Here is a 20,609-nt window from a genome sequence, read left to right as displayed (position 1 = left end):
GAGAGCCTATCGATGTACCGGGGACGTGCCGACACCGTCGTCACTATTGGTGCGGGCGTGCCACACGGAGCGCACGTGCCCTCTCAGACCTTCTCGGCGTCGTCCTCGGCGGTCTCCCACACCTGCATGCCCCTGATCCCGGTGACGCGGTCGCGGCTGAAGACCGGGTCGAGCCCTGCTCGCCGCTGCGCGTCGAAGTCCCGCAGGACCGTGACGACGATGCCGGTCAGGGAGAGGACGGCGAGGAGGTTGACCGTGGCCATGAGGCCCATGCTGACGTCCGCGAGGCTCCACACCGTGTTGAAGGAGGCCACCGAGCCGAGGAAGACGAGCGCGATGACGATGAGCCGCAGGGCGTTGACGCTGAGGCGGTGGTTGGACAGGAACTTGATGTTCGCTTCGCCGTAGTAGTAGTTGCCGACCACCGACGTGAAGGTGAACAGCATCAGGATCGCCGCCATGAGGTGGAGGGCCCAGCCGCCGAGCGCGGCCTCGACGCCGCGGGAGACGAGGTTGTCGCCGTGGTCGCCGTAGACGGGGTTGGTGGTCAGGACGATCAACGCCGAGATGGTGCACAGGAAGAGCGTGTCGAAGTAGACGCCGAACGCCTGCGTCAGGCCCTGCTTGACGGGGTGGCTGACCGAGGCGGTGGCGCCCGCGTTCGGGGCCGAGCCCATGCCGCCCTCGTTGGAGAACATGCCGCGCCGCACGCCCTGGACGATGACCGTGCCGAGGGTGGCGCCGGCGAACTGTTCGAGGCCGAACGCCGAGGAGACGATGTCGCCGAAGGCGGTGGGGATCTCGCCGATGTTGGCGGCGACGACCGCGATGCCGATGACGAGGTAGACCGCGGCCATGACGGGCACGGCCAGTTGCGCGAAGTGCGCGATGCGCTTGAGGCCGCCGAAGATGACGATGGCGGTGACTGCGGCGAGGACGAGGCCGATGACGGTATCGGTGCCGTCGCCGGTGGCGGCGCCCATGCTCTCCAGCGAGCTGGAGACGGCGGCGGTGAACGTGTTGGCCTGCACCATGTTGAAGGTGAAGGGATAGGTGATGATGAGGATGACGGCGAAGATGCCGCCCATCCACGGCAGGCCGAGGCCGTGTTTCATGTAGTAGGCGGGACCGCCGCGGAAGCCGGTGTCGGTGCGCTCCTTGTAGACCTGCGCGAGCGTGGACTCGGCGAAGGCGGTGGCGGCGACGACGATGGCCATGAGCCACATCCAGAAGACGGCGCCGGGGCCGCCCACGGCGATGGCCGCCGAGACGCCGACGATGTTGCCGGTGCCGACGCGGGCCGCCGCGGAGACGGCGAAGGCCTGGAAGGCGGAGATGTTCTTCTGGCCGTCCGGGAGGGTGCCGGGCTGCTCGGTGAGGCCGCGGAACATCTGGCCGAGGAGGCGGAACTGGATGCCCTTGGTGACGACGAGGTAGACCAGGCTCGTTCCCGCCAGGAGGACGATGATGAACCACCAGAAGTAGTCGTTGGCGATGAAGATCTGGTCGAGCAGTCCGTCCACGTCGGGCTCCTTCGTTCTGGCGTTCGGGCTCGTGGCCTGAAACTAGCTGTGCGCCAGGGGTGTGCGCGGGCCGTTCCCGGGATTGGGAGGGCCTGCCGAAGGTAGCGGAGCGAGGCTGCGGGGGTCAAGCCGGTCTGCGGTCTTCGACCGTTTCGTCATCCTCGCGAGACTGGAGCGCGACAGGCGGCGCGGCGGCGTTCGCCGCGCGTCTACGCCGCGGTGCCGCACGCGGGGCACAGGCCCCGGAAGGTGATCGAGGCGTCGGTGACCGTGAAGCCGTGGCGCTCGTCGCCAGGGAGCCACTCGAGCGGGTCGGCGACGGTGTGGACGTCCTTGGTGACGCCGCAGCCGTCGCAGATGAGGTGGTGGTGCTCGTGCTCCACGTTGGGGTCATAGCGCTTGGACCGGCCGTCGAAGTTGAGCTCGAGGATCTCGCCGAGGGCGACCATCTCGTTGAGGGTGTTGTAGACGGTGGCGCGGGAGAGCTCGGGCATGCGCTCGCAGGCCCGCTCCAGGATCTCTTCGGCGGTGTAGTGCACGTGAGCGCCCTCGAGTGTCTCTGCGATCACTCGACGTTGGGGAGTCATGCGCCACTGGTGGCGACGCAGACGGGTCATGAGGTCACTCATAGTCGTCTCTCAGGCGTCATTTCGGGAGTTGTTCCCACACTAGCAGCAAGAACAGTGTGGTACCACTTACTCCGGACTGGATCTTTCATTAGACAGAGTCTAAGGTAGGATCAGATCCAAAGCAGGGGTCCGGGCCGATGTCACACATCGCCGCGCCGGACTCAGGTTCAACATTGCGAGAGAGGGCGCTCTATGAGCGATCAGTTCGACAACACCGCGGGGCCGCTGACCACCGAGTCTGGCGCGCCGGTGGCCAACAACAACCAGAGCGAAGCGGCAGGTGTTGGCGGGCCGCTGCTCATTCAGGACCAGGTGCTGCTGGAGAAGCTGGCGCACTTCAACCGCGAGCGCATCCCCGAGCGCGTCGTCCACGCCCGCGGCGCCGGCGCCTACGGCACCTTCACGGTGACCGCCGACGTCAGCAAGTACACGCGGGCCAGGTTCCTGTCCCAGGTGGGCAAGCAGACCGAGACGTTCCTGCGCTTCTCGACCGTGGCCGGGAACCTCGGCGCGGCCGACGCCGTGCGCGACCCGCGAGGCTTCGCGCTGAAGTTCTACACCGAGGACGGCAACTACGACCTTGTCGGGAACAACACGCCGGTGTTCTTCATCCGCGACACGATCAAGTTCCCGGACTTCATCCACACCCAGAAGCGCGACCCGTACACCGGTTCGCAGGAGGCCGACAACGTCTGGGACTTCTGGAGCCTGTCGCCCGAGTCGACCCACCAGGTCACCTGGCTCATGGGCGACCGCGGTATCCCGGCGTCCTACCGCCACATGGACGGCTTCGGCTCCCACACCTACCAGTGGGTCAACGAGGCCGGCGAGCAGTTCTGGGTCAAGTACCACTTCAAGACCGACCAGGGCATCAAGTGCCTCCACCAGGACGAGGCCGACGCGCTCGCCGGCAAGGACCCCGACTCGCACCAGCGGGACCTGCGCGAGTCCATCGAGCGCGGCGAGTTCCCGTCCTGGACCGTCTACGTGCAGATCATGCCGGCGGCCGAGGCCGCGACGTACCGGTTCAACCCGTTCGACCTGACGAAGGTCTGGCCGCAAGCGGACTACCCGCGCATCGAGATCGGCAAGCTCGAACTCAACCGCAACCCGGACAACATCTTCGCCGAGGTCGAGCAGTCGATCTTCTCCCCGGCGCACTTCGTGCCGGGCATCGGCCCGAGCCCCGACAAGATGCTCCAGGGCCGCCTGTTCGCCTACGGTGACGCGCACCGCTACCGCGTCGGCATCAACGCCGACCACCTGCCGGTGAACCGGCCGCACGCCACCGAGGCGCGCAACGGCAACCGCGACGGCTACGGCTACGACGGCCGGCACGGGCGCCAGAAGAACTACGAGCCGAACTCGTTCGGCGGGCCGAACGAGACCGGACAGCCGCTGTGGGCGCCGGTGACGGTGAACGGCGAGACCGGTGAGTGGGAGACGCCCAGGCACTCCGAGGACGACGACTTCGTCCAGGCGGGGAACCTGTACCGGCTCATGACCGAGCCCGAGAAGGACCGGCTCATCGCGAACCTGTCGGGCTTCCTCGCCAAGGTCAGCCGCGAAGACATCGTCGAGCGCGCCATCGCGAACTTCGCGAAGGCCGACGAGGACTACGGAAAGCGGCTGACGGTGGCCGTCGCCGAACTTCGGCGCTGAGCGTTGCCGCCTTCCGCGGCAGCGGACGCGGCGGCGAGCGGCCCGCGCGCAGCGCGGCGGCTCGCCAGAGCCGCGACGGTCGCCGCCACGCAGCACCGCTGCCGGTAAGACGCCGAGAGCGCGCGGCGGGCTCATAAAGCCGCCAGGGTCCGCCGCGCCTCCTCGACACGGCTCAGCGTCGTAGGCTCCCCTGTCAACGCCGCGCTGAGTCGGCCGCGCCCGGTCGGGGTTTGAAGGGTTTCCCCGACCGGGCTTCTTCTATACCTCCAGCACCCGTCCGCACTCGCCGCATTCCGGCGGCTTCTGGCGCGGCACCTCCACGAACTCCTCGGCAACGATCCACAGCTTCCAGACGTCGTCGCTCTCGCGGGTCACCGTGATCGAGGTGATGTCGTCGCGGCTGGGCCGCTCCAGGCCCCACTCGATGTCCAGCGGCGCGGCGTGCTTCGCGAGCTTCACCTCCCGCCCCTTGAGGTAGTACCCGGCGCGCGAGTACACCAGGACCGTCTGCTCACCGTGCTCCTTGGGGACCGGCTCGGACCGCCGCCCGTTGATGAACGCGTGGTACTCGGTGTGCAATTGGCGGGCGATCTGCTGCAACGGCACGGACGAATACGCCTTGACCCACCGGTTCGCCGGCTGGTTCTTCCACTTGGTCAGCCTCGCCGAGATCTCGGCGTACGACAGTTTCGCCCCGCGGCGGCGCCACTCGCTCTGGAACACCGACAGCGACCAGTTGTACACGGCCCGAACCGCTTCGAGGGTCTCCTCAAGGTTCCGGCGCTGCTGCTCATCGGGCGTGAACGTATACTCGTAGCCGCGTTTCACCAAGTGGGTCATGGGTTTCGTCGTGTCCATGACCTGTTGATATCAGAAGATTACGCACCGCCACGTGTTCCTCACCTCATCGGCGTGTCGACTGGCCGTGCGGCAAGTAGGATCTGGCGGTGCCCCTCGAGATCGACGCCTCCTTGATCGCCCTGCTGGTCACGGCCGCACTGTTCGCCGGCTGGATCGACGCGGTCGTCGGCGGCGGCGGGCTCGTCGCGCTGCCCGCCCTGATGGTGGCCTTCCCCAACGCACCGGTAGCCACCCTGTTGGGGACGAACAAGCTCGGCTCGGTGTTCGGCACCACGACCTCGGCGATCACGTACGGGCTCAAGATCAAGCTCGACCACCGGCTGCTGTGGCCCACCGCCGCCCTCGCCCTGGCCTCGTCCGGGCTCGGCGCCGTCGCCGCCGCCTCGGTCTCCTCTGGGGCGCTGCGTCCCATCATCATCGCCGTCCTCGCGGCGGTGCTCATCCTCGTCGTCTCCCGGCCGAAGTTCGGCATCGAACCGCAGCCGAAGCTGCGCAGCGCCTGGCGGGCCGCGGGCGTCATGCTCGCCTGCGGCGTCGCCGTCGCCTTCTACGACGGCATCATCGGCCCCGGCACCGGCATCTTCCTGGCCGTGGCGTTCACTTCCCTGCTCGGCCTCGACTACGTCACGGCCGCGGCGCACACCAAGGTCGTCAACGCCGCCACCAACTTCGGCGCCCTGGTCGTGTTCGCCGTCCAGGGGCACGTGTGGTGGACGCTCGGCTTCGCCATGGCCGCCGCGACCATCGCCGGCGCCTGGTTCGGCGCCCATACCGCGATGGCCAGGGGCTCGGGCTTCGTCCGCGTGGTCCTCGTGGTGGTCGTGCTCGCCCTCCTCGCGCGCCTCGGCTGGGAGGTCTGGACCGCCTGAGCGGCCCCGGCCCTCTCCTGGCGGCACGGGCAAGCCCTGAGCGCGCCCGGAACCGTTACGCTCGACCGATGGCCATCTCGCACCTCTCCGACACCGTCGCCCGCCTCCGCTCCCATTACGAGACCGGCCGCACCAAGCCGATCCCGTGGCGACTCGCACAGCTCAAAGGGCTCGACCGGATGCTCAAGGAGGCCGGCGACGAGCTCGCCGACGCGCTGCGCGCCGACCTGGGCAAGGCCGCGCCCGAGTCCTTCCTCGCCGAGATCGACTTCGTCGGCGCCGAGGTGCGGGCGATGCGCAAGCACCTGCGGTCGTGGCTGCGGCCCAAACGGGTCCACACCCCGCCGCACCTGCAGCCGGCGAGGTCGTACCTGCTGCGCGAGCCGCTCGGGCTCGTCCTGGTCATCGGGCCGTTCAACTACCCGGTGCAGCTGACGCTGGCGCCGCTCGCGGGCGCACTGGCGTGCGGCAACGCCGTGATCGTGAAGCCCTCGGACGCCTCGGCGCAGACCTCCGCGACGCTCGCCAGGCTCCTCGGCGAGTACCTCGACCCGGACGCGGTCGCGGTCGTCGAGGGCGGTCCAGAGGAGACGCGGGCGCTGTTGGACGAGCGTTTGGACCACATCTTCTTCACCGGCTCGGCGCGGGTCGGGCGCATCGTCGCCAAGGCCGCCGCCGAACACTTGACGCCGGTGACGCTCGAACTGGGCGGCAAGTCGCCGGCGATCGTGGAGCCGGGCGTGGACCTGGCGGTCGCGGCCCGGCGCATCGTGTGGGGCAAGTTCATGAACGCCGGGCAGACCTGCGTCGCGCCCGACTACGTGATCGCACTCGACGGCGTGGCCCCCCAACTGGAGCGGCACCTGGCCGAAGCGGTGCGGGAGATGTACGGGCACGCTCCGGCTGAGAGTCCCGACTTCGGGCGGCTCGTCAACGAAGCGGCGTTCGACCGGCTCGCCGGGATGCTCGACGAGGGTCGGCTCGTGTGCGGCGGCGGGCGCAACCGCAAGACGCGCTACATCGCACCGACGATCCTGGCCGATGTGGACGCCTCGGACGCGGTGATGGACGAGGAGATCTTCGGGCCAATCCTGCCGATCATGGCGCTCGACTCGCTCGACGATGCGATCGCCCACCTCAATGCCCGACCGAACCCCTTGGCGCTGTACGCGTTCACCAACTCCGACGCTACGAGGCGCAAGCTCTTGACGCGGACCTCCTCGGGCGCGGTGGGGTTCAACGTGCCGACGGCGCACCTCGACGTGCCGGGCCTGCCGTTCGGCGGCGTCGGTGCCTCCGGCCTCGGCTCGTACCACGGGAAGTGGTCGGTCGAGACGTTCAGCCACGCGAAGGCGGTGCTCGACAAGCCGCTCGTTCCCGACACGATGCAGGCGGTCTATCCGCCCTTCACGTCGATGAAGGAGAAGATCATGCGGCGCCTGCGTTGAGACCGCGATCAGGTCTGCTGCGGTCCAGGCTCGCTCCGGTCAGACTCGCTCCGGCCAGGCTCGCTCCGGCCAGGCTCACTCCAGCCATGGCACGGGGAGACCTGAAATGGAAGCGGAAGCGCTGGCGAGAACGGGCGTGCGTGATGGTCGTTCTGCGCTGAGGCGGCGACGAAAGCGGTGGCGGGTGGGCTGGTGTTGGTTGTTCGTCGCAGAGGTGGCCGGTGATGTCGGGTCGGGGCTGGCTGGGCGGCGGGTATTAGAGTGACCTGTGCCCCGGTTCGGGGCCGGGGCATGGGAAGGGGCTCGAAGCCGTTGTCGGTTTCGAGCTGGCGCCCTATGAGGTGCCTTCCCCGCCACGGCATCCCGCAGCGGGCGGGTTAAGAATGGCGCCGGTCCGTAGTCGGGTGCCGGTGCGGCGCTGGCGAGGTCGTGAGATCGATTCGCCTCATTAGACGGTGTGGCAGTCTCGTATCCCTGTCCCTGTCCCGGTTCCGGTGCCGGTGCCGGTGCTGAAGCCGGTTCGGGTTCGGTCGCGGGTTGGGGTGTCGGTGTGGTGAAGCGGGCTCGCAGTTTCGCGCGGGCGGCTTTCGCGGCGGCCATGACCTGCTCGGTCTCGGCCTGCTCGGCAGCCGCTTCGAGGTCGGGTTTGAGTGTCTCCGACCATTCCTCGGGATACAGCCCGGTCGGGAAGGCGTTCGCGATGTCGTCGGCGAAGCCCAGATCCAGGTCGGTGTCGGTGCGCCAGTCCGAGCACCCGCACTTGAGGTCGGGGTCGGTGTCCTCGTGCCCCTCATGGTGGACGATCAGAGCCTTACCCGGTCCGGTCTTCTGAATCGACCAGCCGGGAGTGTGGATGCGGCCATGGTGGAACCGGCACAACAGGATCAGGTTCTCCGCCACTGTCGGCCCACCATTCGCCCAGTGGCGGATGTGGTGGGCCTCGGTCCACTGCACCGGAGCGAGACAGCCGCTCCAAGCGCACCCGCCCGGCTGCTCGAGTTCCAGCTTCCTGCGCAGCGCCGAGTTCGGCAGGCGCAGGGCCCGGCCGAGTTCGATCGCTTCACCGGTGCGGTAGTTGAACACGTTGGGGATGACCAGACCCTCGCAGGCGAGCAGGCGGGCCTTGCCCAGGCTGATCGGGTCGCCTTCCAGCGTCGGGACCCGTCCGGTGTCGTGTCCGGCCAACGTTTCGATGTCGACCGACAGGTGCAGCGTGGCAGTGTGCCCGTGCCGCTTCGCCGCGTTCGGGTCGGCCCCGTGGGCCGCGAGCACCTGATGGAACGCCTCAGCCCGCCGGTTCGCCGCCGGCGGCAGCGACCCGTCCTCGTCGACTTCATCCTGCCGGGGCGGGAGCACGGCCGTCGTCAACAGCTTCGCGAACAGCTTCCCGGTATCGGCCGACAGCAGGCCCGAGAGCACGAACATGCCGTTCTCAGTCTCCACCAGATCCAAGCGCTGCAACGACTGCTGCCCCAACCCGTCCAACAGCTCCTCACCCGAGTCGAGGGCGGCTTGGAGCTCGTCGAGCTGGGCGTGCACGTCTTTCACCGTCGCGTGGATGCAGTACTGCGCGATCAGATGCTCCGGCGTCGGGCACGACACCTCAGCGTCGAAGGGGGAAGGGACCGGCTCCTTGTAGGGAGTGCGGGCGTACACGCGGAGGGCCTTGGTCGCGTCCAGACGGCGCACGGCCGCCGCGACCCGGTCGATCCGGGCCGCAGCGGAGGTGGCGGTCTCGGCGAGGACGGTGAACTTCCCTGCCGTGCGGGCGATCGCCGCCAGATCAGCCGCGACGCGGAGGTGGAAGTCGAACGTGGCGACCAGCCACTCCCGCAGCGCCGAGAAGCCGTCGCAATCGCGGTGAATGTTCCAGGCTTTCGCGTCGATGACGTCCGACAGCACTCGCGCATGCACCGAGTTCATCAACGCGGCGGCCTCATCAAGGTTGGTGTGGATGGCCGCTGCCCGCTCGGTCCGTTCGGTTCTGCTCGGACTCCTGGTTGCCTTGGCCATCTGACACCTCCCTCGGTGCTTGAGATGCTCGTACGAACCTGCTGTTTCCGCCGGTTCGTGCTATACCTCTATTCTCCCAGGACACAAGGCCCCTGTCATCACCCATTAGGGTGGGAAAACCCTCACGTTTCCCCGGCCGGAACTACGAGCAGCCCTGCCCCGCAAGACAAATCGGACACCAAACAGGACCGACGCCCCGGCCCGCGCCCAAAGTGAACCCGCACGCCCGCCGCCCCCACCACTACCCCCACCCCCCTCCACCTCCACCTCCACCTCCACCTCCACCTCCACCTCCACAAGGAACAGACCTCTTCGTCGCCGCGTGCCTGAACCCGCGCCGACACGAACCCGACCACGAAGGCACAGCCCGAACAGACTCCCGCCTCGTCATCGCTGACGCCCTTGGCGCAGCGCCACCATCCACCCACCCCGTTCCCGCCGCCCCGACAAGTGCCATTTCCGGGCTCCGCAGGCGTCAGCTCGGCACGCCACTCGGCCGTCTTAGGCCTGCCCGCCCGCGAGGTGGTCGTTGAGGCGGCGCATGAGCGCGAACAGCTGTTCGCGCTCGGCCGCGCTCAGGGGTGCGAGGATCCGCTCGTTGACGTCGGCGGTGATCTCGTCGAGCTCGGCCAGGCGGTGCCGTCCCTCCTCGGTCAGGGTGATGACGTTGCGTCGCCGGTCGCCCGGGTCGGGCGCGCGGCGCACGTAGCCGCCTTCGGCCAGCTCGTTGAGCGTGGCGACGAGGTCGGAGCGGTAGATGCGGGTGCGGTCGGACAGCGCCGACTGACTGCCGGGCCCGAACTCCTCCAGGGCCGCGAGCACGGCGAAGTGGTATCGGCGGGCGCCCACCGACGCGAGCGCGTCCTGGGCGAGGCGCGAGGCCTGCGCAGCGGTCATGCCGAGGAGCCGGGAGGCCTGGGCGCGCAGACGCTCGGGCATCTGCTCGCCGTGGTCGAAGCGCATGTCGTGGTGGTCGTTCACGCGGTGATCCTACCCCGGTTGCGTTAGTGCTACTAACGATGTAGATTCATTAGAGTCATAAACATTAGTCCTTCTAATGACCAGGAGCCGACATGACCGACGCCCGCATCCAGGACCTCGCCGACCGCGCCGAACTGGCCGACCTCGTCGCCCGCCACAGCCTGTGGATCGACGAGCGCCGCTACGACGAGTCCGACCGGCTCTTCACCGATGACGTCGTCGTCACGTCGCTCCGCGGCGAGGCCCGCGGCATCGGTGCGCTCGTCGAAATGGTCCGTGCGCGCCACGACGACTACGTCCGCACCCTGCACCACAAGTCCAACCTCGTGATCGACCTCGACGGCGAGAGCGCCACAGTGCGGGCCCACGACATCGCCGTCTTCGTCTTCGACGACACGACCGAGGCCGTCGCGGCCGCGATCCACCACTACGGCGCGCGCCGCACCGAGGCCGGCTGGCGCTTCTCGTCCCTGAAGATCGAGCCCGTCGCGCTCACCGCCGGCCTCGACCGGGCACTGTGACCGCCAGCGAAAGGACACCGCCATGCGGACCATCGACGTGCTCGACTCGCACATCGCCTATGTCGACAACGGCAGCGAAGGCCCGGCCGTCGTGCTCCTGCACGGCAATCCGACGTCCTCGCACATCTGGAGGCGGGTGACCGGTGCCCTGTCCGGCTCCCGCGTCTTGGCCCCCGATCTGATCGGCATGGGCGCCTCCGGCAAGCCCGACATCGGCTACCGCTTCGCCGACCACGCCGACTACCTGGAGGCCTGGATCGAGGCCCTCGGGCTCGAGGAGGTCGTCCTCGTCGGCTACGACTGGGGCGGCCCGCTCGCCCTCGACTGGGCGGCGAGGCATCCGGGCCGGGCCCGCGGACTCGTCCTCATGGAGACGTTCCTGCGGCCGATGCGCTGGTCGGAGTATCCCGAGCCGGCCGTGCCGCTGTTCCAGCGGCTGCGGACGCCCGGCGCGGGTGAGCAGATGGCGCTGGAGGAGAACTGGTTCATCGAGTCGGCGCTGCGCGCCACCAACCCCGGGATCTCGGACGCGGACCTCGCCACCTACCGCGCGCCGTACCCCACGCCCGACTCGAGACGGCCGCTGCTGCAGTGGTCGCGCGAGATCCCGCTTGACGGCGAGCCGACCGACGTCGCCGCGAGGTTCACCGCCTTCGGCGAGTGGATGGCCGCGACACCCGAGGTACCGAAGCTGCTGCTCACCACCGGACTCGACAGGAGCCTCGTCTCGGCCGGCATCGTCGAATGGGCCCGCGAGCACGTCGCCGGGCTCGAGCTCGAGAGCATCGGCGAGGTCGGCCACCACGCGCCCGAGGACGCCCCAGAGGCCATCGGCAAGGCCGTCGCCGCGCTGGTCGAGCGCCTGGCGTGAGACGGAAAACGGGCCCTGACCAACGTCGCCGCTGATCAGGGCCCATACCCCTCGAAGACAAGCTCGACGCCCTCGCGGGCGCGGCGACCAGGGCCGGAGTCGAACCGGCATGGCGCTCTCCCGCGAGCACCTGGCCTGCTGACCGCCGTTCGGCGATCCGCGCCGACTCTATCAAGCACTTGCGCGCGCTACTCCGGCGGCCTAGGGGCTATCCTGAACGCCCCCAAGGTGATACATCCAGCCACCAGTCAGATGCAACTCCTTGGGGCGATGCGTCGCCGCACCCGTCGGGCCGCCGCGAACCGCCCGGGCGAGCCGACTTTCTCTCACCATATTTACAAGCATTTAAATATATGGAATCCTGGAGGAAGCTCTCCCCCGAAAGGACCATCATGCGAACGGCATGGAAGGCCGCCCTCGTCGGCGCCGCGGCGCTGCTCCTGGCGGCGATCGGCGCCACACCGGCCCAGGCGGCGCCTCAGACATTCACCAACGGCAGTCAGATCACGACCACCGACGGCACCGTCATGCACGCCCACGGCGGCGGCGTCATCAAGGTCGGCTCCTACTACTACATGGTCGGCGAGCAGCGCGTAGACGGCGGCAGCCTGTTCAACGCCGTCTCCATGTACCGCTCCACCGACATGGTCAACTGGACACACGCCAACGACATCCTCACCAGAAACTCCCACCCCGAGCTCAGCCCCGCGAACATCGAGCGGCCCAAGGTCATCTACAACGCCGAGCACGACCACTACGTCATGTGGGCGCACAAGGAGAACGGCTCCGACTACGGCGACGCCGAAGTGGCCGTGGCCGTCTCCGACACCGTCGACGGCGACTACACCTACCGGGGCTCCTTCCGCCCCCTCGGCCACATGTCGAGGGACCAGACCGTCTTCGTCGACGACGACGGCACCGCCTACCTCATCTCGGCGGCCCGAGACAACTACGATCTCCACATCTACCGGCTCACCGACGACTACCTCGACGTCGAGCAACTGCTGTACTCCTTCGACGGCGACCACCGCGAGGCCCCCGCCATCTTCAAACGGAACGGCGTGTACTTCCTGGTCACCTCCGGCGCGACCGGTTGGAACCCCAACCAGACGAAGTATGCGACCACCACGAACTTCCCGAACGGTTCCTGGAGCGGCTGGCAGAACCTCGGCGACAGCACCACCTACCGCTCGCAGTCGACGTACGTGCTCGAGATCGCCGGCAGCCAGGGGACGTCCTACATGTACATGGGCGACCGCTGGGCCGGCGCCACAGGCGGCACGCCGAACGAGTCGACGTACGTGTGGCTGCCGCTGCGGTTCCCCTCCAACACCACCATGGCCATGGACTGGTATCCGCAGATCTCGATCGACACCGCCACCGGCGCGGTCTCCGGCGTCGCCGGTGAGACGACCACGATGGTCGCCCGGCACTCCGGAAAGTGCGCCGACGTCGTCAACGGCTCCACCGCCGACGGCGCCGAGATCATCCAGTACACGTGCAACGGCGGCGACAACCAGCGCTGGCAGCTCCAGAGCGTCGGGGGCGGCTACTACGAGATCATGTCGTGGCGCTCGGGCAAGTGCCTGGACGTCAGCGACGCCTCCACGGCCAACGGCGCCCAGGTCGTCCAGTGGCCGTGCAACGGCGGCACGAACCAGCAGTGGCAGCTGCGCGACGCCGGCGGCGGCTACACCGAGCTCGTCGCCCGCCATTCGGGCAAGTGCCTGGACGTCACCAGCGGCTCCACCGAGAACTCGGCGCGGCTCAAGCAGTACGACTGCAACTCCGGCACCAACCAGCAGTGGACCTTGTGAGGCTCTGATTCAGGGAGCACGAGGCCCCGCCGACCCGTCCCGGTCGGCGGGGCCTCGTTCCGTCAGCGAGCGCGCGCGGACGGCACCGGCGCGCTGAGCCGCGCCCTACGGCTCGGCGTCGGCGCTCACGCCAGCTCCAGCACGGTCTTGAGCCAGCCGTCCTCACGCCGGTCGAACGTCTCGTACGCCTCGATCGCGTTGGTGGGCCGCTCATGCCGCGTGAGGAACGCGGTGGGGTCGACCGTGCCGGAGACCACGAGGTCGAGCAGGCCGGGCAAGTAGCGGCGGTGGTTGCAGTTGCCCATCTTCATGGTCAGGTTCTTGTTCATCGCCGAGCCGATCGGGAAGCTGTCGAAGCCCGGCGGGTAGACGCCGATCACGCCGATGCTGCCGGCCTTGGCCGCAGCCTCCACGGCCCATCGCAGGGCGAGGCTCGGCGCGTCGCCGGGCACCCACTGCTCGCCGCCGGGATCCCCCTCGGGCGCGGCCTGCCGCCGTTCCTGCTCGAACCGCTCGGCCATGTCCTCGGCCTGCTCGGCGGCGGGGCCGGTCTTCGGACGCTCGGCGTCCACGCCGACGGCCTCGATGACGCGGTCGACGCCGATGCCACCGGTGAGTTCCTTGGTGAGGGCCACCGGGTCCTCGCGGTTGAAGTCGATCGTCTCGGCGTTCTGCTCGCGCGCCTTGTCCAGCCGGGAGGCGATGCCGTCGACGACGAGCACCCGACCGGCGCCCTGCCGCTTGGCCGAGGCGATGGCGAACTGGCCGACCACGCCCGCGCCGAGCACGAGCACACTGTCGCCGCGGCTGATCTCGGCGAGCTTCGCGCCGAACCAGGCCGTGGGGAAGATGTCCGACAGCAGGATGGCCTGGTCGTCGGTCACCGCGTCGGGAATGCGCACCATGCTGGTCATCGCGTACGGGATGCGCGCGTACTCGGCCTGCAGGCCGTCCACAGGGCCGGTCGACTCGGGTCCGCCGAAGAAGCACGTGCCGGCGGACGGTCCGTTCGGGTTGGCGGTGTCGCACTGCGCGTAGTAGCCCGCGCGGCAATAGGAGCACGTGCCGCATCCGATCGTGGAGGGCACCACCACCCGGTCGCCGGGGCTGAAGCCGCGGACGGCCGGCCCGGTCTCCTCGACCACGCCGACGGCCTCGTGGCCGAGGATCGTGCCCTCGACCATGCCCGGCATGGTGCCCCGCACCATGTGCAGGTCGGTGCCGCAGATCGCGCTGCGCGTGATCCGCACGATCGCGTCATTCGGTTCCTGAATCTTCGGGTCGGGCACCTCGTCCAGGCGGATGTCCCCGGTCCCATGCCACACCACTGCTTTCACCGCGTTCGCCTCCCCATGTGGATGTCGTCGGCGAATGCCCGGGCCGCCGGGCGCTAAACACCTGCCGTCTCATCAAGCGGCGTGCCTGGTCGGTCCCGATGCGAGGCACTTCGCACTCGAGGATCGGCTGGCCCCATCGCCTCCCTGATGACCGACTTCCTCGACCGCACCGGACAGGACCGCACCGTGCAACCACAGCAGATCGCGACCTCGGGCGCCTGCGGGCGCCTCGGCAGCGCCATCGCCGCCGAAGCCGAGACGCGCGGGCACCGCGTCACCGTCTGGGACGCGGCGACGCCGACGTGACCGACCCGAAGCCAATGCCGTCGCCGACCGCGATGCGGTGATCGCCGCTGTCAAGGGACCGGACCAGACCGTCTCCAAGAGCGCCGCCGCGCTGCTCGACGCCCTGCCGCTAGTGGTGGCCGAGGAGGGGGGAATTCGAACCCCCGACAGCTTTCATCCGGAACCCGCTTAGGGAGGCGGGTCTCAAGGTTGGAGACCACTGGTCTTATCCCTTTTGGTGATGCGGGGCGGGCAGGCAGAGGTGAATCCGCACGGTGGTGCCGGAGCTGCTGGTGTGCATGCGGAGGAGGTCGACGATGTGATTGGCCAGCAGTAGTCCGCGGCCGTGGCGTTCATCGCCATGAGCCGGGAGGCGTCCGGCGAGCGGATCGGTGAGATGCCCGGCGTCGCTGACATCGCAGATCAGGTGCCGGTCGTCGGCCCAGACGCGGAGGGTGCCGCCGCCACCGCCGTGCTTGATGCTGTTGGTGAGCAGTTCGGTGATGACGATTTCAAGGTCAATGAGCTGAGCGGTCGAGAGGCCGGCATTCCGGCCGTACGAGGTGAGGAACCAGCGGGCGTTGTCGAGGGTGGCTGGGTCGACGGCGCGTTCGATCGCCGATCGGGGCGGTGGCGGGAGCCGATAGTTGTAGTCGTCGAAGACGCGGTCGGGGTCGTACTGGTCGCTGTGGTGGCGCCCCGTGCGGTCGATGAGGACCGGATGCGTGGCACGGGCGTCGGCGATCATGTGCCGGTCGAGCCCTGCGGTGTCGAAGGGGCACAGGATGGTGGCGGCGCGGCCGGTGAACGCGAGGTTGATCAGTGCTTCGTGTTGGGCGCAGGCCGGATATTCGGCCTCGGTGCGGCCGGGCCAGATCGACTCGTTGACGATCCGCACCCGATGGTCGAGATGGGAGTCGGCGAAGGCACGCAGCACACCGGGGATGATCCGCCCCGGATTGGCGCCGGCCTCGGCCATGTCGATCAACAGGACGTGGTCGGCGCAGGCGCCGAGCGCGTCCCGTACTGATGCCAGATTGGGTGCGGGCACGGCCACCGCGACCGGCTCGCCGGCGCTGAGGCCCGCGTCGATGTACGGGATCGTGCCTGCCAGGTAGGAGTCGGCACCGGAGTAGAACAGTGCGGGATGCTCGAACGAGACCTCCCTGGCGGGTAGGTGTGATCCGGTCATGGCGCGGCTCCTTCGATCATGATCGTGGCCACGCCGCCAGCCCACACGGCCGTATGTGGCCGCAGCTCCTCTAGTGCGACACGGTGGTCAGGATGCGGCGCTGGTCAGGCCTTCCCGAAGGTCGGCGAGCGTGCGGTTGAGCAGTCTGGAGACGTGCATCTGCGAGATGCCGACCTCTTGGGCTATCTGGGTCTGGGTCATGTCGCCGAAGTAGCGCAGTCCGAGGATCGTGCGCTCGCGGTCAGGGAGTTCTTGCAGGAGGGGCACCAGCGATTCGTGGTTGTCGACCAGTTGAAGGGCGACGTCTTCTTCCCCAAGGGTTTCGGCCAGGGGCGCCCGTTCCTCGTTCGCGAACGGCGACTCGTCGAGCGAGACCGCTCGGTATGCTTGGGCAGCCTCGTAGCCCTCGACCACTTCGCTTTCGGTGATGCCGAGGTGGCCGGCCAGCTCAGCGCCGGTGGCAGGCCTGTCGAGGTGCTGGGCCAGTTCGGCACTGGCTTGATTGAGCGACGCCCGCAGCTCCTGGAGCCGGCGGGGGACGCGCATCGGCCAGCTGGTGTCGCGGAAGTGGCGGCGCACCTCTCCCATCACCGTGGGGACGGCGTACGACAGGAAGTCGGCGCCACGCCCGGGGTCGAACCGGTCGACCGCGTGGATGAGTCCGATCGAGGCGACTTGGACCAGGTCGTCCTTGGCTATGCCCTTGCCTGAGTACCGCTGGGCGATGTGCTGGGCCAGCGGCAGGTATCCGGTGACCAGACGGTCCCGGAGCAGGAAGCGTCGCGGGTCGTCGGAGCCGAGTCGCTGGAACTCTTCGAAGAGCGGTGCGAGATGGCTGTACTCGTTCGAAGTGGAGCGTGGTTTTCTCGTCTGCTTGTCCATCATGAATTACCGTCCTGCCGGTTTGGCTGCTGGCCGCCGGCGGCATCGCCGGCTTGCCGGGACAGACCGCCTTCGCGGCCGGGCCGGGCATGTCCGGGAACCAGGCGCCCTCCGGTGGCGAGAGCGTCGGTACCGGGCAGTGTCGGTGCGTGTCTCCCTACGAGAAAGCAGTGCCCTTGCTCCACCACTTTGCTTGCGCGTCACCGCAGGTGCGGGAGCCCACTCGGGAAATATTCGCATTTATTCTCGTCATGAGACCGACACTATCACGAGGTAATGATAATTCCATTCGATCGAAGGCCGGGTATATTACTAAACATCGAAATACTGCCAACCTCGATAAATTGCCCTGGAAAACGCTCGTGCCTATTTTCATAATATTCGGCAAACTGCGAGAGACACGATGCAAAGCGAATCTCGGGCTTCGGGAATTCCCGGATAAACGGGCTGTATCCGCAGGTGGATGGGCGAATGCCGAAGATTTGATGAGGTTCCATCGTCGTGTATGAATTTGCAGACTTCCACATATAGGTCTGTGAGATTCCAATAATCCAGCCGAGGGTCTTCCATGTCCCGGATATGCGGGTCGAAACACCCCACCTCCTGCTTTTCTTCGAATTGCCAGTTCGCTTTTATCCGCCGCGGCGAGTAGCATTGGGCGGATCAGCCGTGCAGGCGCCACAGGAGCAGCGACTCCCAGGAGTACCACCGGGGCTTCGTGGCCATATAAAGGCGGAATAATGTCAAGGCAAATCAGCGCCAGAGCCGACACCGCATCTCGGGCGGGCCCCTCCCCGCCACCGGACTACGGGGATCAACTCGACAGTTCGCTGGAGATCACCGAGTACGGCAGCCCCCAGATCTTGGGCCTGCGCGCCGCGGGAGGCATCGATCTGCGCAGCCACCATGCCTGGGAACACGCACTGCGGCAGGCGGCCGGCCATGACGCGGAAGTCCACCTGGATCTGACCGACCTCGAGTTTATCGACTCCCGAGGCGCCGCCGTGCTCGTGGAGGCCGCGGACCGCCTGATCGGCGGACACCACATCGTGGTGCACCACGCCCCTCCCTGTTTTCAGCGAGTCATGCAGGTCCTGTGGCCCGAGGGAGTGCCCACCATCGTGATCGAGCGCGCCGGACGATAGCCACCGCGACCACGTCGTCCGGTCTCGATGGTGACCTCTGCGGACGTGCCGACACCGCGAAGATCACACCATGAACGACGTCCATGAACGGCAGGCGTTCACGCGCGACCGCAGCCGCGATGTGATCGCTGAGGCGTCGAAGTCGACGTCCCGGTCGGGGCAGTTCGTCGAGCAGCCCGTCGAATTCTAGGACGCGACTGGACCGGCCCCGAGCTCCTGGCCGAACCGCACCGGTCTGAATAGCGCCCTGCCGGTCCCGACTCGTTCAAGATCATGCCATTGATTGTTCACTCTTGTTGGCTAGCTTGGCGTTCGCACCATCAGGCTCAGTATGCGAACGCTACAGCGAAGGGCGACGATGCGCACTCCTGAAGAGATCATGCGGGACCTGGACGCCCGAGTGGCCCAGATCCATGAGCAGGCCGGGCGCGCCGAGCAGCTCCTGGCCGACTCCGAAACCACCGTCGCCAGCGACGACGAGGCCGTCACCGTCACCGTGAACGCCGGTGGCGCCCTCACCGGCCTGAGCTTCTCCCCGCAGGCCCGCGGCATGTCCGCCAACGGCCTCGCCGACCTCGTCCTCGACACCTACCGCCGCGCCGTCGTGGAATCGGGGCAGAAGACCTCCCAGATCATGTCGGGTCTCCTCGGCGCCGATTCCGAGGCTATGAGCGTCATCAACTCCTTCGCCCAGCCTCACCGGGAGCCGTGAATGCCCCAAGTAGACCCTCAGGAGCTGCGCGACCACGCCGATCAACTCGTCGACGGCCCCATGGCGATCGTCGTCCAGGCCGCCGACGCCGCCAAGCAGGTTCGCCTCGGCGACGTGGACGCCTACGGCATCATCTTCGCCCAGCTCATCCCCCCGGCCCTTGACCTGTTCCTCGACGACGGCTCCGAGACCCTCGATGCGATCGACGACCTCGGCAACGGCTTCGCGGAAGCGCTCCGCCAGACCGCAATCAAGTACCAGTCCGATGACGAAGAGGTCGCCGCGATCTTCGACGCGCTGCTGAAGGAGCTCGACACGTGAACGCGAACCCGCTCATCGCCGAAGACACCGCCACCCCGATGCCCCAGAGCTCCAAGATCTTCTACGGCATCTACAAGGCCGGCGGGGCCTACGGTCAGGTCGTCACCCAAGGGAAGGTCGACCTCGGCGACATCGCCTCCTCCACCTTCTCAGTAGGCCTGGACGTGCTCTCGTTCATCTCCAACCCCTTCAAACACCTCATGCAGGCCGGCGTCTCATGGGCGTTCGAGCACGTCGCGTTCCTGCGCGAACCTTTGGACTGGGTCGCCGGTAACCCCAACGCCATCGAAGGCCTGGCGCAGACCTGGAACAACATCGCCATGGCCCTCCATGAAGCCTCCACCGCGTGGATGAACGAGCTCCAGTCGACCGCCAATTGGGACGGCGCCGACGCCGACGCCTATCGGCAGAGCGCCAGCGCCTTCGGCGAGGTCATCAACGGCGCCGCTGACGGCGCGGCGTCGACGGCCAACTTCATCACCGGCGCGGGCGTCCTGGTCTCCATCACGCGCACCATGCTCTTGGAGATCATCTCCAACTTCATCGCCGAAGCGGTCCTGTGGCTCCTCAGCTCCATGGCCTCCGCCGGACTCACCTTCGGCGCCTCCCTCGCGGCCGGCGTCGCCCGGGTCGTCTCCAAGGCCGTCAGCGTCTTCGCCGACATGGTCGCCAAGATCGGCGAGCTCATGACGAAACTCGGCCGCTGGGTCGTCGCCCTGCGCAAGTTCGGCACCGGCTCAACCGGCCTCACGAAGTCCCTCGACGACGCCACCGACCATCTCCTCAAGGGCTCCGGTAAGTTCCTGACGGCCTCCGGTCCGATGCTCGGAAGGGGGTCGGACCGGTTGCGCAACCTCTCCGACGGCGCTCTCATGAGATCGTGGGACCCGCTCAAGAACAGCTGGAAGAACCCCATCGACGGGCTGAAGACCATCAAGTACACAGGGAACTCCCTCGCCGTCGGGGAGAACAATTACAGCAAAATGGAAGCGGAGCGTGAAGCGAACGGCGGCCCGTGACGTGGTGCACCGTCGCGACGACCGCGGTCGTCGCGCTCCTGATCGTCGCGGTGGCGCCCGCCTGGCGCCGCCACCGCCGCCGTGAAGAGGCCGAGACCGCCGAAATCCTCGCCGGCCTCACCGAGGAGCAGCGCGCCGAGTACAAGCGCCTGACCGCCGAGCGCCGCCGACGCCGGACCGAGGAGGACGCCGAGCGCGCTCGCACCGCCGACCTCTTGCGCGAACAGGAGGAACGCCGGCGCCGGGCCCGAGGCGATTGACCGTTCGAGCAATCGACTGCGGCGTGACGGCCCCCTGAAGCGTTCGACCACGCCGACATCGACGGCGCCTCTCACCACGAGGGCGAGGCCCGCTTCGACCGGGCCGTCACGCCCACCACCGCTGATCGCGGATCGATCGGCATCCGCCACCGGTACTTCGACTTCTTCAAGAGGCAGATACTGTCCGCTGTGGACCGCTTGCTCGCGGCGCTGCGCAGCGACTGCCTCGGCGTGCCGCTGCACCGCCCCGAGGACGGCGCG

Annotated in this window: 19 protein-coding genes and 1 pseudogene; 12 read left to right on the top strand and 8 right to left on the bottom strand. The window is 67.9% G+C overall.

Annotated features, from left to right (window positions below):
- Positions 1-83: 83 nt before the first annotated feature.
- Together ACYVK3_RS16640 and ACYVK3_RS16635 are read right to left on the bottom strand one after the other, a co-directional pair.
- Entirely contained in the window at positions 84-1,523 is a 1,440-nt protein-coding gene (locus tag ACYVK3_RS16640; RefSeq protein ID WP_460498456.1) for an alanine/glycine:cation symporter family protein, read from the bottom strand.
- Between the two features lie 209 nt (positions 1,524-1,732).
- Positions 1,733-2,152 (bottom strand): Fur family transcriptional regulator, encoded by a 420-nt coding sequence (locus ACYVK3_RS16635; RefSeq protein ID WP_460498455.1) that lies wholly within the window; start codon positions 2,150-2,152, stop codon positions 1,733-1,735.
- 192 nt (positions 2,153-2,344) lie between these two features.
- Between ACYVK3_RS16635 and ACYVK3_RS16630 the strand changes: the two genes are divergently transcribed.
- Positions 2,345-3,814, top strand: a complete 1,470-nt coding sequence (locus ACYVK3_RS16630) for a catalase (protein WP_460498454.1) — start codon at positions 2,345-2,347, stop codon at positions 3,812-3,814.
- A gap of 258 nt (positions 3,815-4,072) precedes the next feature.
- On the opposite strand, the gene ACYVK3_RS16625 is transcribed toward ACYVK3_RS16630, so the two are convergent.
- Positions 4,073-4,672 carry a helix-turn-helix domain-containing protein gene (locus tag ACYVK3_RS16625; protein ID WP_460498453.1) on the bottom strand — a complete coding sequence of 200 codons (600 nt, stop codon included), beginning with the start codon at positions 4,670-4,672 and terminating at the stop codon, positions 4,073-4,075.
- Positions 4,673-4,773: 101 nt separating this feature from the next.
- Here ACYVK3_RS16625 and ACYVK3_RS16620 point away from each other — a divergent pair, with 101 nt between their 5' ends.
- Together ACYVK3_RS16620 and ACYVK3_RS16615 are read left to right on the top strand one after the other, a co-directional pair.
- On the top strand, positions 4,774-5,544 hold the full coding sequence (locus ACYVK3_RS16620) for a TSUP family transporter (protein WP_460498511.1): 771 nt from the start codon (positions 4,774-4,776) through the stop codon (positions 5,542-5,544).
- 68 nt (positions 5,545-5,612) lie between these two features.
- Complete coding sequence (locus tag ACYVK3_RS16615) at positions 5,613-6,992, top strand: aldehyde dehydrogenase family protein (RefSeq protein WP_460498452.1); 1,380 nt, start codon at positions 5,613-5,615, stop codon at positions 6,990-6,992.
- Positions 6,993-7,067: 75 nt separating this feature from the next.
- Here ACYVK3_RS16615 and ACYVK3_RS16610 read toward each other — a convergent pair whose 3' ends face one another.
- Together ACYVK3_RS16610 and ACYVK3_RS16605 are read right to left on the bottom strand one after the other, a co-directional pair.
- Positions 7,068-9,005: an HNH endonuclease signature motif containing protein gene (locus ACYVK3_RS16610; protein WP_460498451.1), complete on the bottom strand. Its 1,938-nt coding sequence runs from the start codon at positions 9,003-9,005 to the stop codon at positions 7,068-7,070.
- A 501-nt stretch (positions 9,006-9,506) separates the two neighbouring features.
- On the bottom strand, positions 9,507-9,986 hold the full coding sequence (locus ACYVK3_RS16605) for a MarR family winged helix-turn-helix transcriptional regulator (RefSeq protein ID WP_460498450.1): 480 nt from the start codon (positions 9,984-9,986) through the stop codon (positions 9,507-9,509).
- Between the two features lie 92 nt (positions 9,987-10,078).
- Between ACYVK3_RS16605 and ACYVK3_RS16600 the strand changes: the two genes are divergently transcribed.
- The 3 genes and pseudogenes from ACYVK3_RS16600 (at position 10,079) to ACYVK3_RS16590 (ending at position 13,195) form a co-directional block, all read left to right on the top strand.
- Positions 10,079-10,507 (top strand): nuclear transport factor 2 family protein, encoded by a 429-nt coding sequence (locus ACYVK3_RS16600; protein ID WP_460498449.1) that lies wholly within the window; start codon positions 10,079-10,081, stop codon positions 10,505-10,507.
- A 19-nt stretch (positions 10,508-10,526) separates the two neighbouring features.
- A pseudogene (locus ACYVK3_RS16595) lies at positions 10,527-11,378 on the top strand (haloalkane dehalogenase); the annotation flags it as partial.
- A 392-nt stretch (positions 11,379-11,770) separates the two neighbouring features.
- Complete coding sequence (locus tag ACYVK3_RS16590; RefSeq protein WP_460498448.1) at positions 11,771-13,195, top strand: RICIN domain-containing protein; 1,425 nt, start codon at positions 11,771-11,773, stop codon at positions 13,193-13,195.
- 125 nt (positions 13,196-13,320) lie between these two features.
- Here the strand turns inward: ACYVK3_RS16590 and ACYVK3_RS16585 are convergent, their stop codons facing one another.
- The gene (locus ACYVK3_RS16585) at positions 13,321-14,532 is read right to left on the bottom strand and encodes a zinc-dependent alcohol dehydrogenase (RefSeq protein WP_460498447.1); all 1,212 of its coding nucleotides are present in this window, start codon (positions 14,530-14,532) and stop codon (positions 13,321-13,323) included.
- A 147-nt stretch (positions 14,533-14,679) separates the two neighbouring features.
- Here ACYVK3_RS16585 and ACYVK3_RS16580 point away from each other — a divergent pair, with 147 nt between their 5' ends.
- Positions 14,680-14,838, top strand: a complete 159-nt coding sequence (locus tag ACYVK3_RS16580) for a hypothetical protein (protein WP_460498446.1) — start codon at positions 14,680-14,682, stop codon at positions 14,836-14,838.
- A gap of 205 nt (positions 14,839-15,043) precedes the next feature.
- Here the strand turns inward: ACYVK3_RS16580 and ACYVK3_RS16575 are convergent, their stop codons facing one another.
- Entirely contained in the window at positions 15,044-16,009 is a 966-nt protein-coding gene (locus ACYVK3_RS16575; RefSeq protein WP_460498445.1) for an anti-sigma factor RsbA family regulatory protein, read from the bottom strand.
- A gap of 87 nt (positions 16,010-16,096) precedes the next feature.
- Positions 16,097-16,894: a SigB/SigF/SigG family RNA polymerase sigma factor gene (locus ACYVK3_RS16570; protein ID WP_460498444.1), complete on the bottom strand. Its 798-nt coding sequence runs from the start codon at positions 16,892-16,894 to the stop codon at positions 16,097-16,099.
- A 737-nt stretch (positions 16,895-17,631) separates the two neighbouring features.
- Here ACYVK3_RS16570 and ACYVK3_RS16565 point away from each other — a divergent pair.
- The 5 genes from ACYVK3_RS16565 to ACYVK3_RS16545 all read left to right on the top strand — a co-directional run bounded on the left by ACYVK3_RS16565 (position 17,632) and on the right by ACYVK3_RS16545 (position 20,348).
- Entirely contained in the window at positions 17,632-18,036 is a 405-nt protein-coding gene (locus ACYVK3_RS16565; RefSeq protein WP_460498443.1) for an STAS domain-containing protein, read from the top strand.
- A gap of 358 nt (positions 18,037-18,394) precedes the next feature.
- Positions 18,395-18,748, top strand: a complete 354-nt coding sequence (locus ACYVK3_RS16560) for a YbaB/EbfC family nucleoid-associated protein (protein WP_460498442.1) — start codon at positions 18,395-18,397, stop codon at positions 18,746-18,748.
- Positions 18,749-19,069, top strand: coding sequence for a WXG100 family type VII secretion target (locus tag ACYVK3_RS16555; protein WP_460498441.1), 321 nt, complete (start codon positions 18,749-18,751; stop codon positions 19,067-19,069).
- Positions 19,066-20,088, top strand: a complete 1,023-nt coding sequence (locus ACYVK3_RS16550) for a WXG100-like domain-containing protein (protein ID WP_460498440.1) — start codon at positions 19,066-19,068, stop codon at positions 20,086-20,088. Before ACYVK3_RS16555 ends, ACYVK3_RS16550 begins: the two co-directional genes overlap by 4 nt.
- Positions 20,085-20,348, top strand: a complete 264-nt coding sequence (locus ACYVK3_RS16545) for a hypothetical protein (RefSeq protein ID WP_460498439.1) — start codon at positions 20,085-20,087, stop codon at positions 20,346-20,348. Before ACYVK3_RS16550 ends, ACYVK3_RS16545 begins: the two co-directional genes overlap by 4 nt.
- Positions 20,349-20,609 lie beyond the last annotated feature (261 nt).

It is taken from the genome of Glycomyces tarimensis (assembly GCF_054776215.1).
The sequence above is the reverse complement of the archived record's forward strand: the minus strand, read 5'-3'. Positions and strand labels throughout refer to the sequence as shown.

Bases quoted from the DNA above. Each gene is read 5' to 3' on its own strand.
- ACYVK3_RS16635 (WP_460498455.1), bottom strand. From the start codon at position 2,152: ATGAGTGACCTCATGACCCGTCTGCGTCGCCACCAGTGGCGCATGACT.
- ACYVK3_RS16630 (WP_460498454.1), top strand. From the start codon at position 2,345: ATGAGCGATCAGTTCGACAACACCGCGGGGCCGCTGACCACCGAGTCT.
- ACYVK3_RS16625 (WP_460498453.1), bottom strand. From the start codon at position 4,672: ATGGACACGACGAAACCCATGACCCACTTGGTGAAACGCGGCTACGAG.
- ACYVK3_RS16615 (WP_460498452.1), top strand. From the start codon at position 5,613: ATGGCCATCTCGCACCTCTCCGACACCGTCGCCCGCCTCCGCTCCCAT.
- ACYVK3_RS16610 (WP_460498451.1), bottom strand. From the start codon at position 9,005: ATGGCCAAGGCAACCAGGAGTCCGAGCAGAACCGAACGGACCGAGCGG.
- ACYVK3_RS16600 (WP_460498449.1), top strand. From the start codon at position 10,079: ATGACCGACGCCCGCATCCAGGACCTCGCCGACCGCGCCGAACTGGCC.
- ACYVK3_RS16590 (WP_460498448.1), top strand. From the start codon at position 11,771: ATGCGAACGGCATGGAAGGCCGCCCTCGTCGGCGCCGCGGCGCTGCTC.
- ACYVK3_RS16580 (WP_460498446.1), top strand. From the start codon at position 14,680: ATGACCGACTTCCTCGACCGCACCGGACAGGACCGCACCGTGCAACCA.
- ACYVK3_RS16575 (WP_460498445.1), bottom strand. From the start codon at position 16,009: ATGACCGGATCACACCTACCCGCCAGGGAGGTCTCGTTCGAGCATCCC.
- ACYVK3_RS16570 (WP_460498444.1), bottom strand. From the start codon at position 16,894: ATGATGGACAAGCAGACGAGAAAACCACGCTCCACTTCGAACGAGTAC.
- ACYVK3_RS16565 (WP_460498443.1), top strand. From the start codon at position 17,632: ATGTCAAGGCAAATCAGCGCCAGAGCCGACACCGCATCTCGGGCGGGC.
- ACYVK3_RS16560 (WP_460498442.1), top strand. From the start codon at position 18,395: ATGCGCACTCCTGAAGAGATCATGCGGGACCTGGACGCCCGAGTGGCC.
- ACYVK3_RS16555 (WP_460498441.1), top strand. From the start codon at position 18,749: ATGCCCCAAGTAGACCCTCAGGAGCTGCGCGACCACGCCGATCAACTC.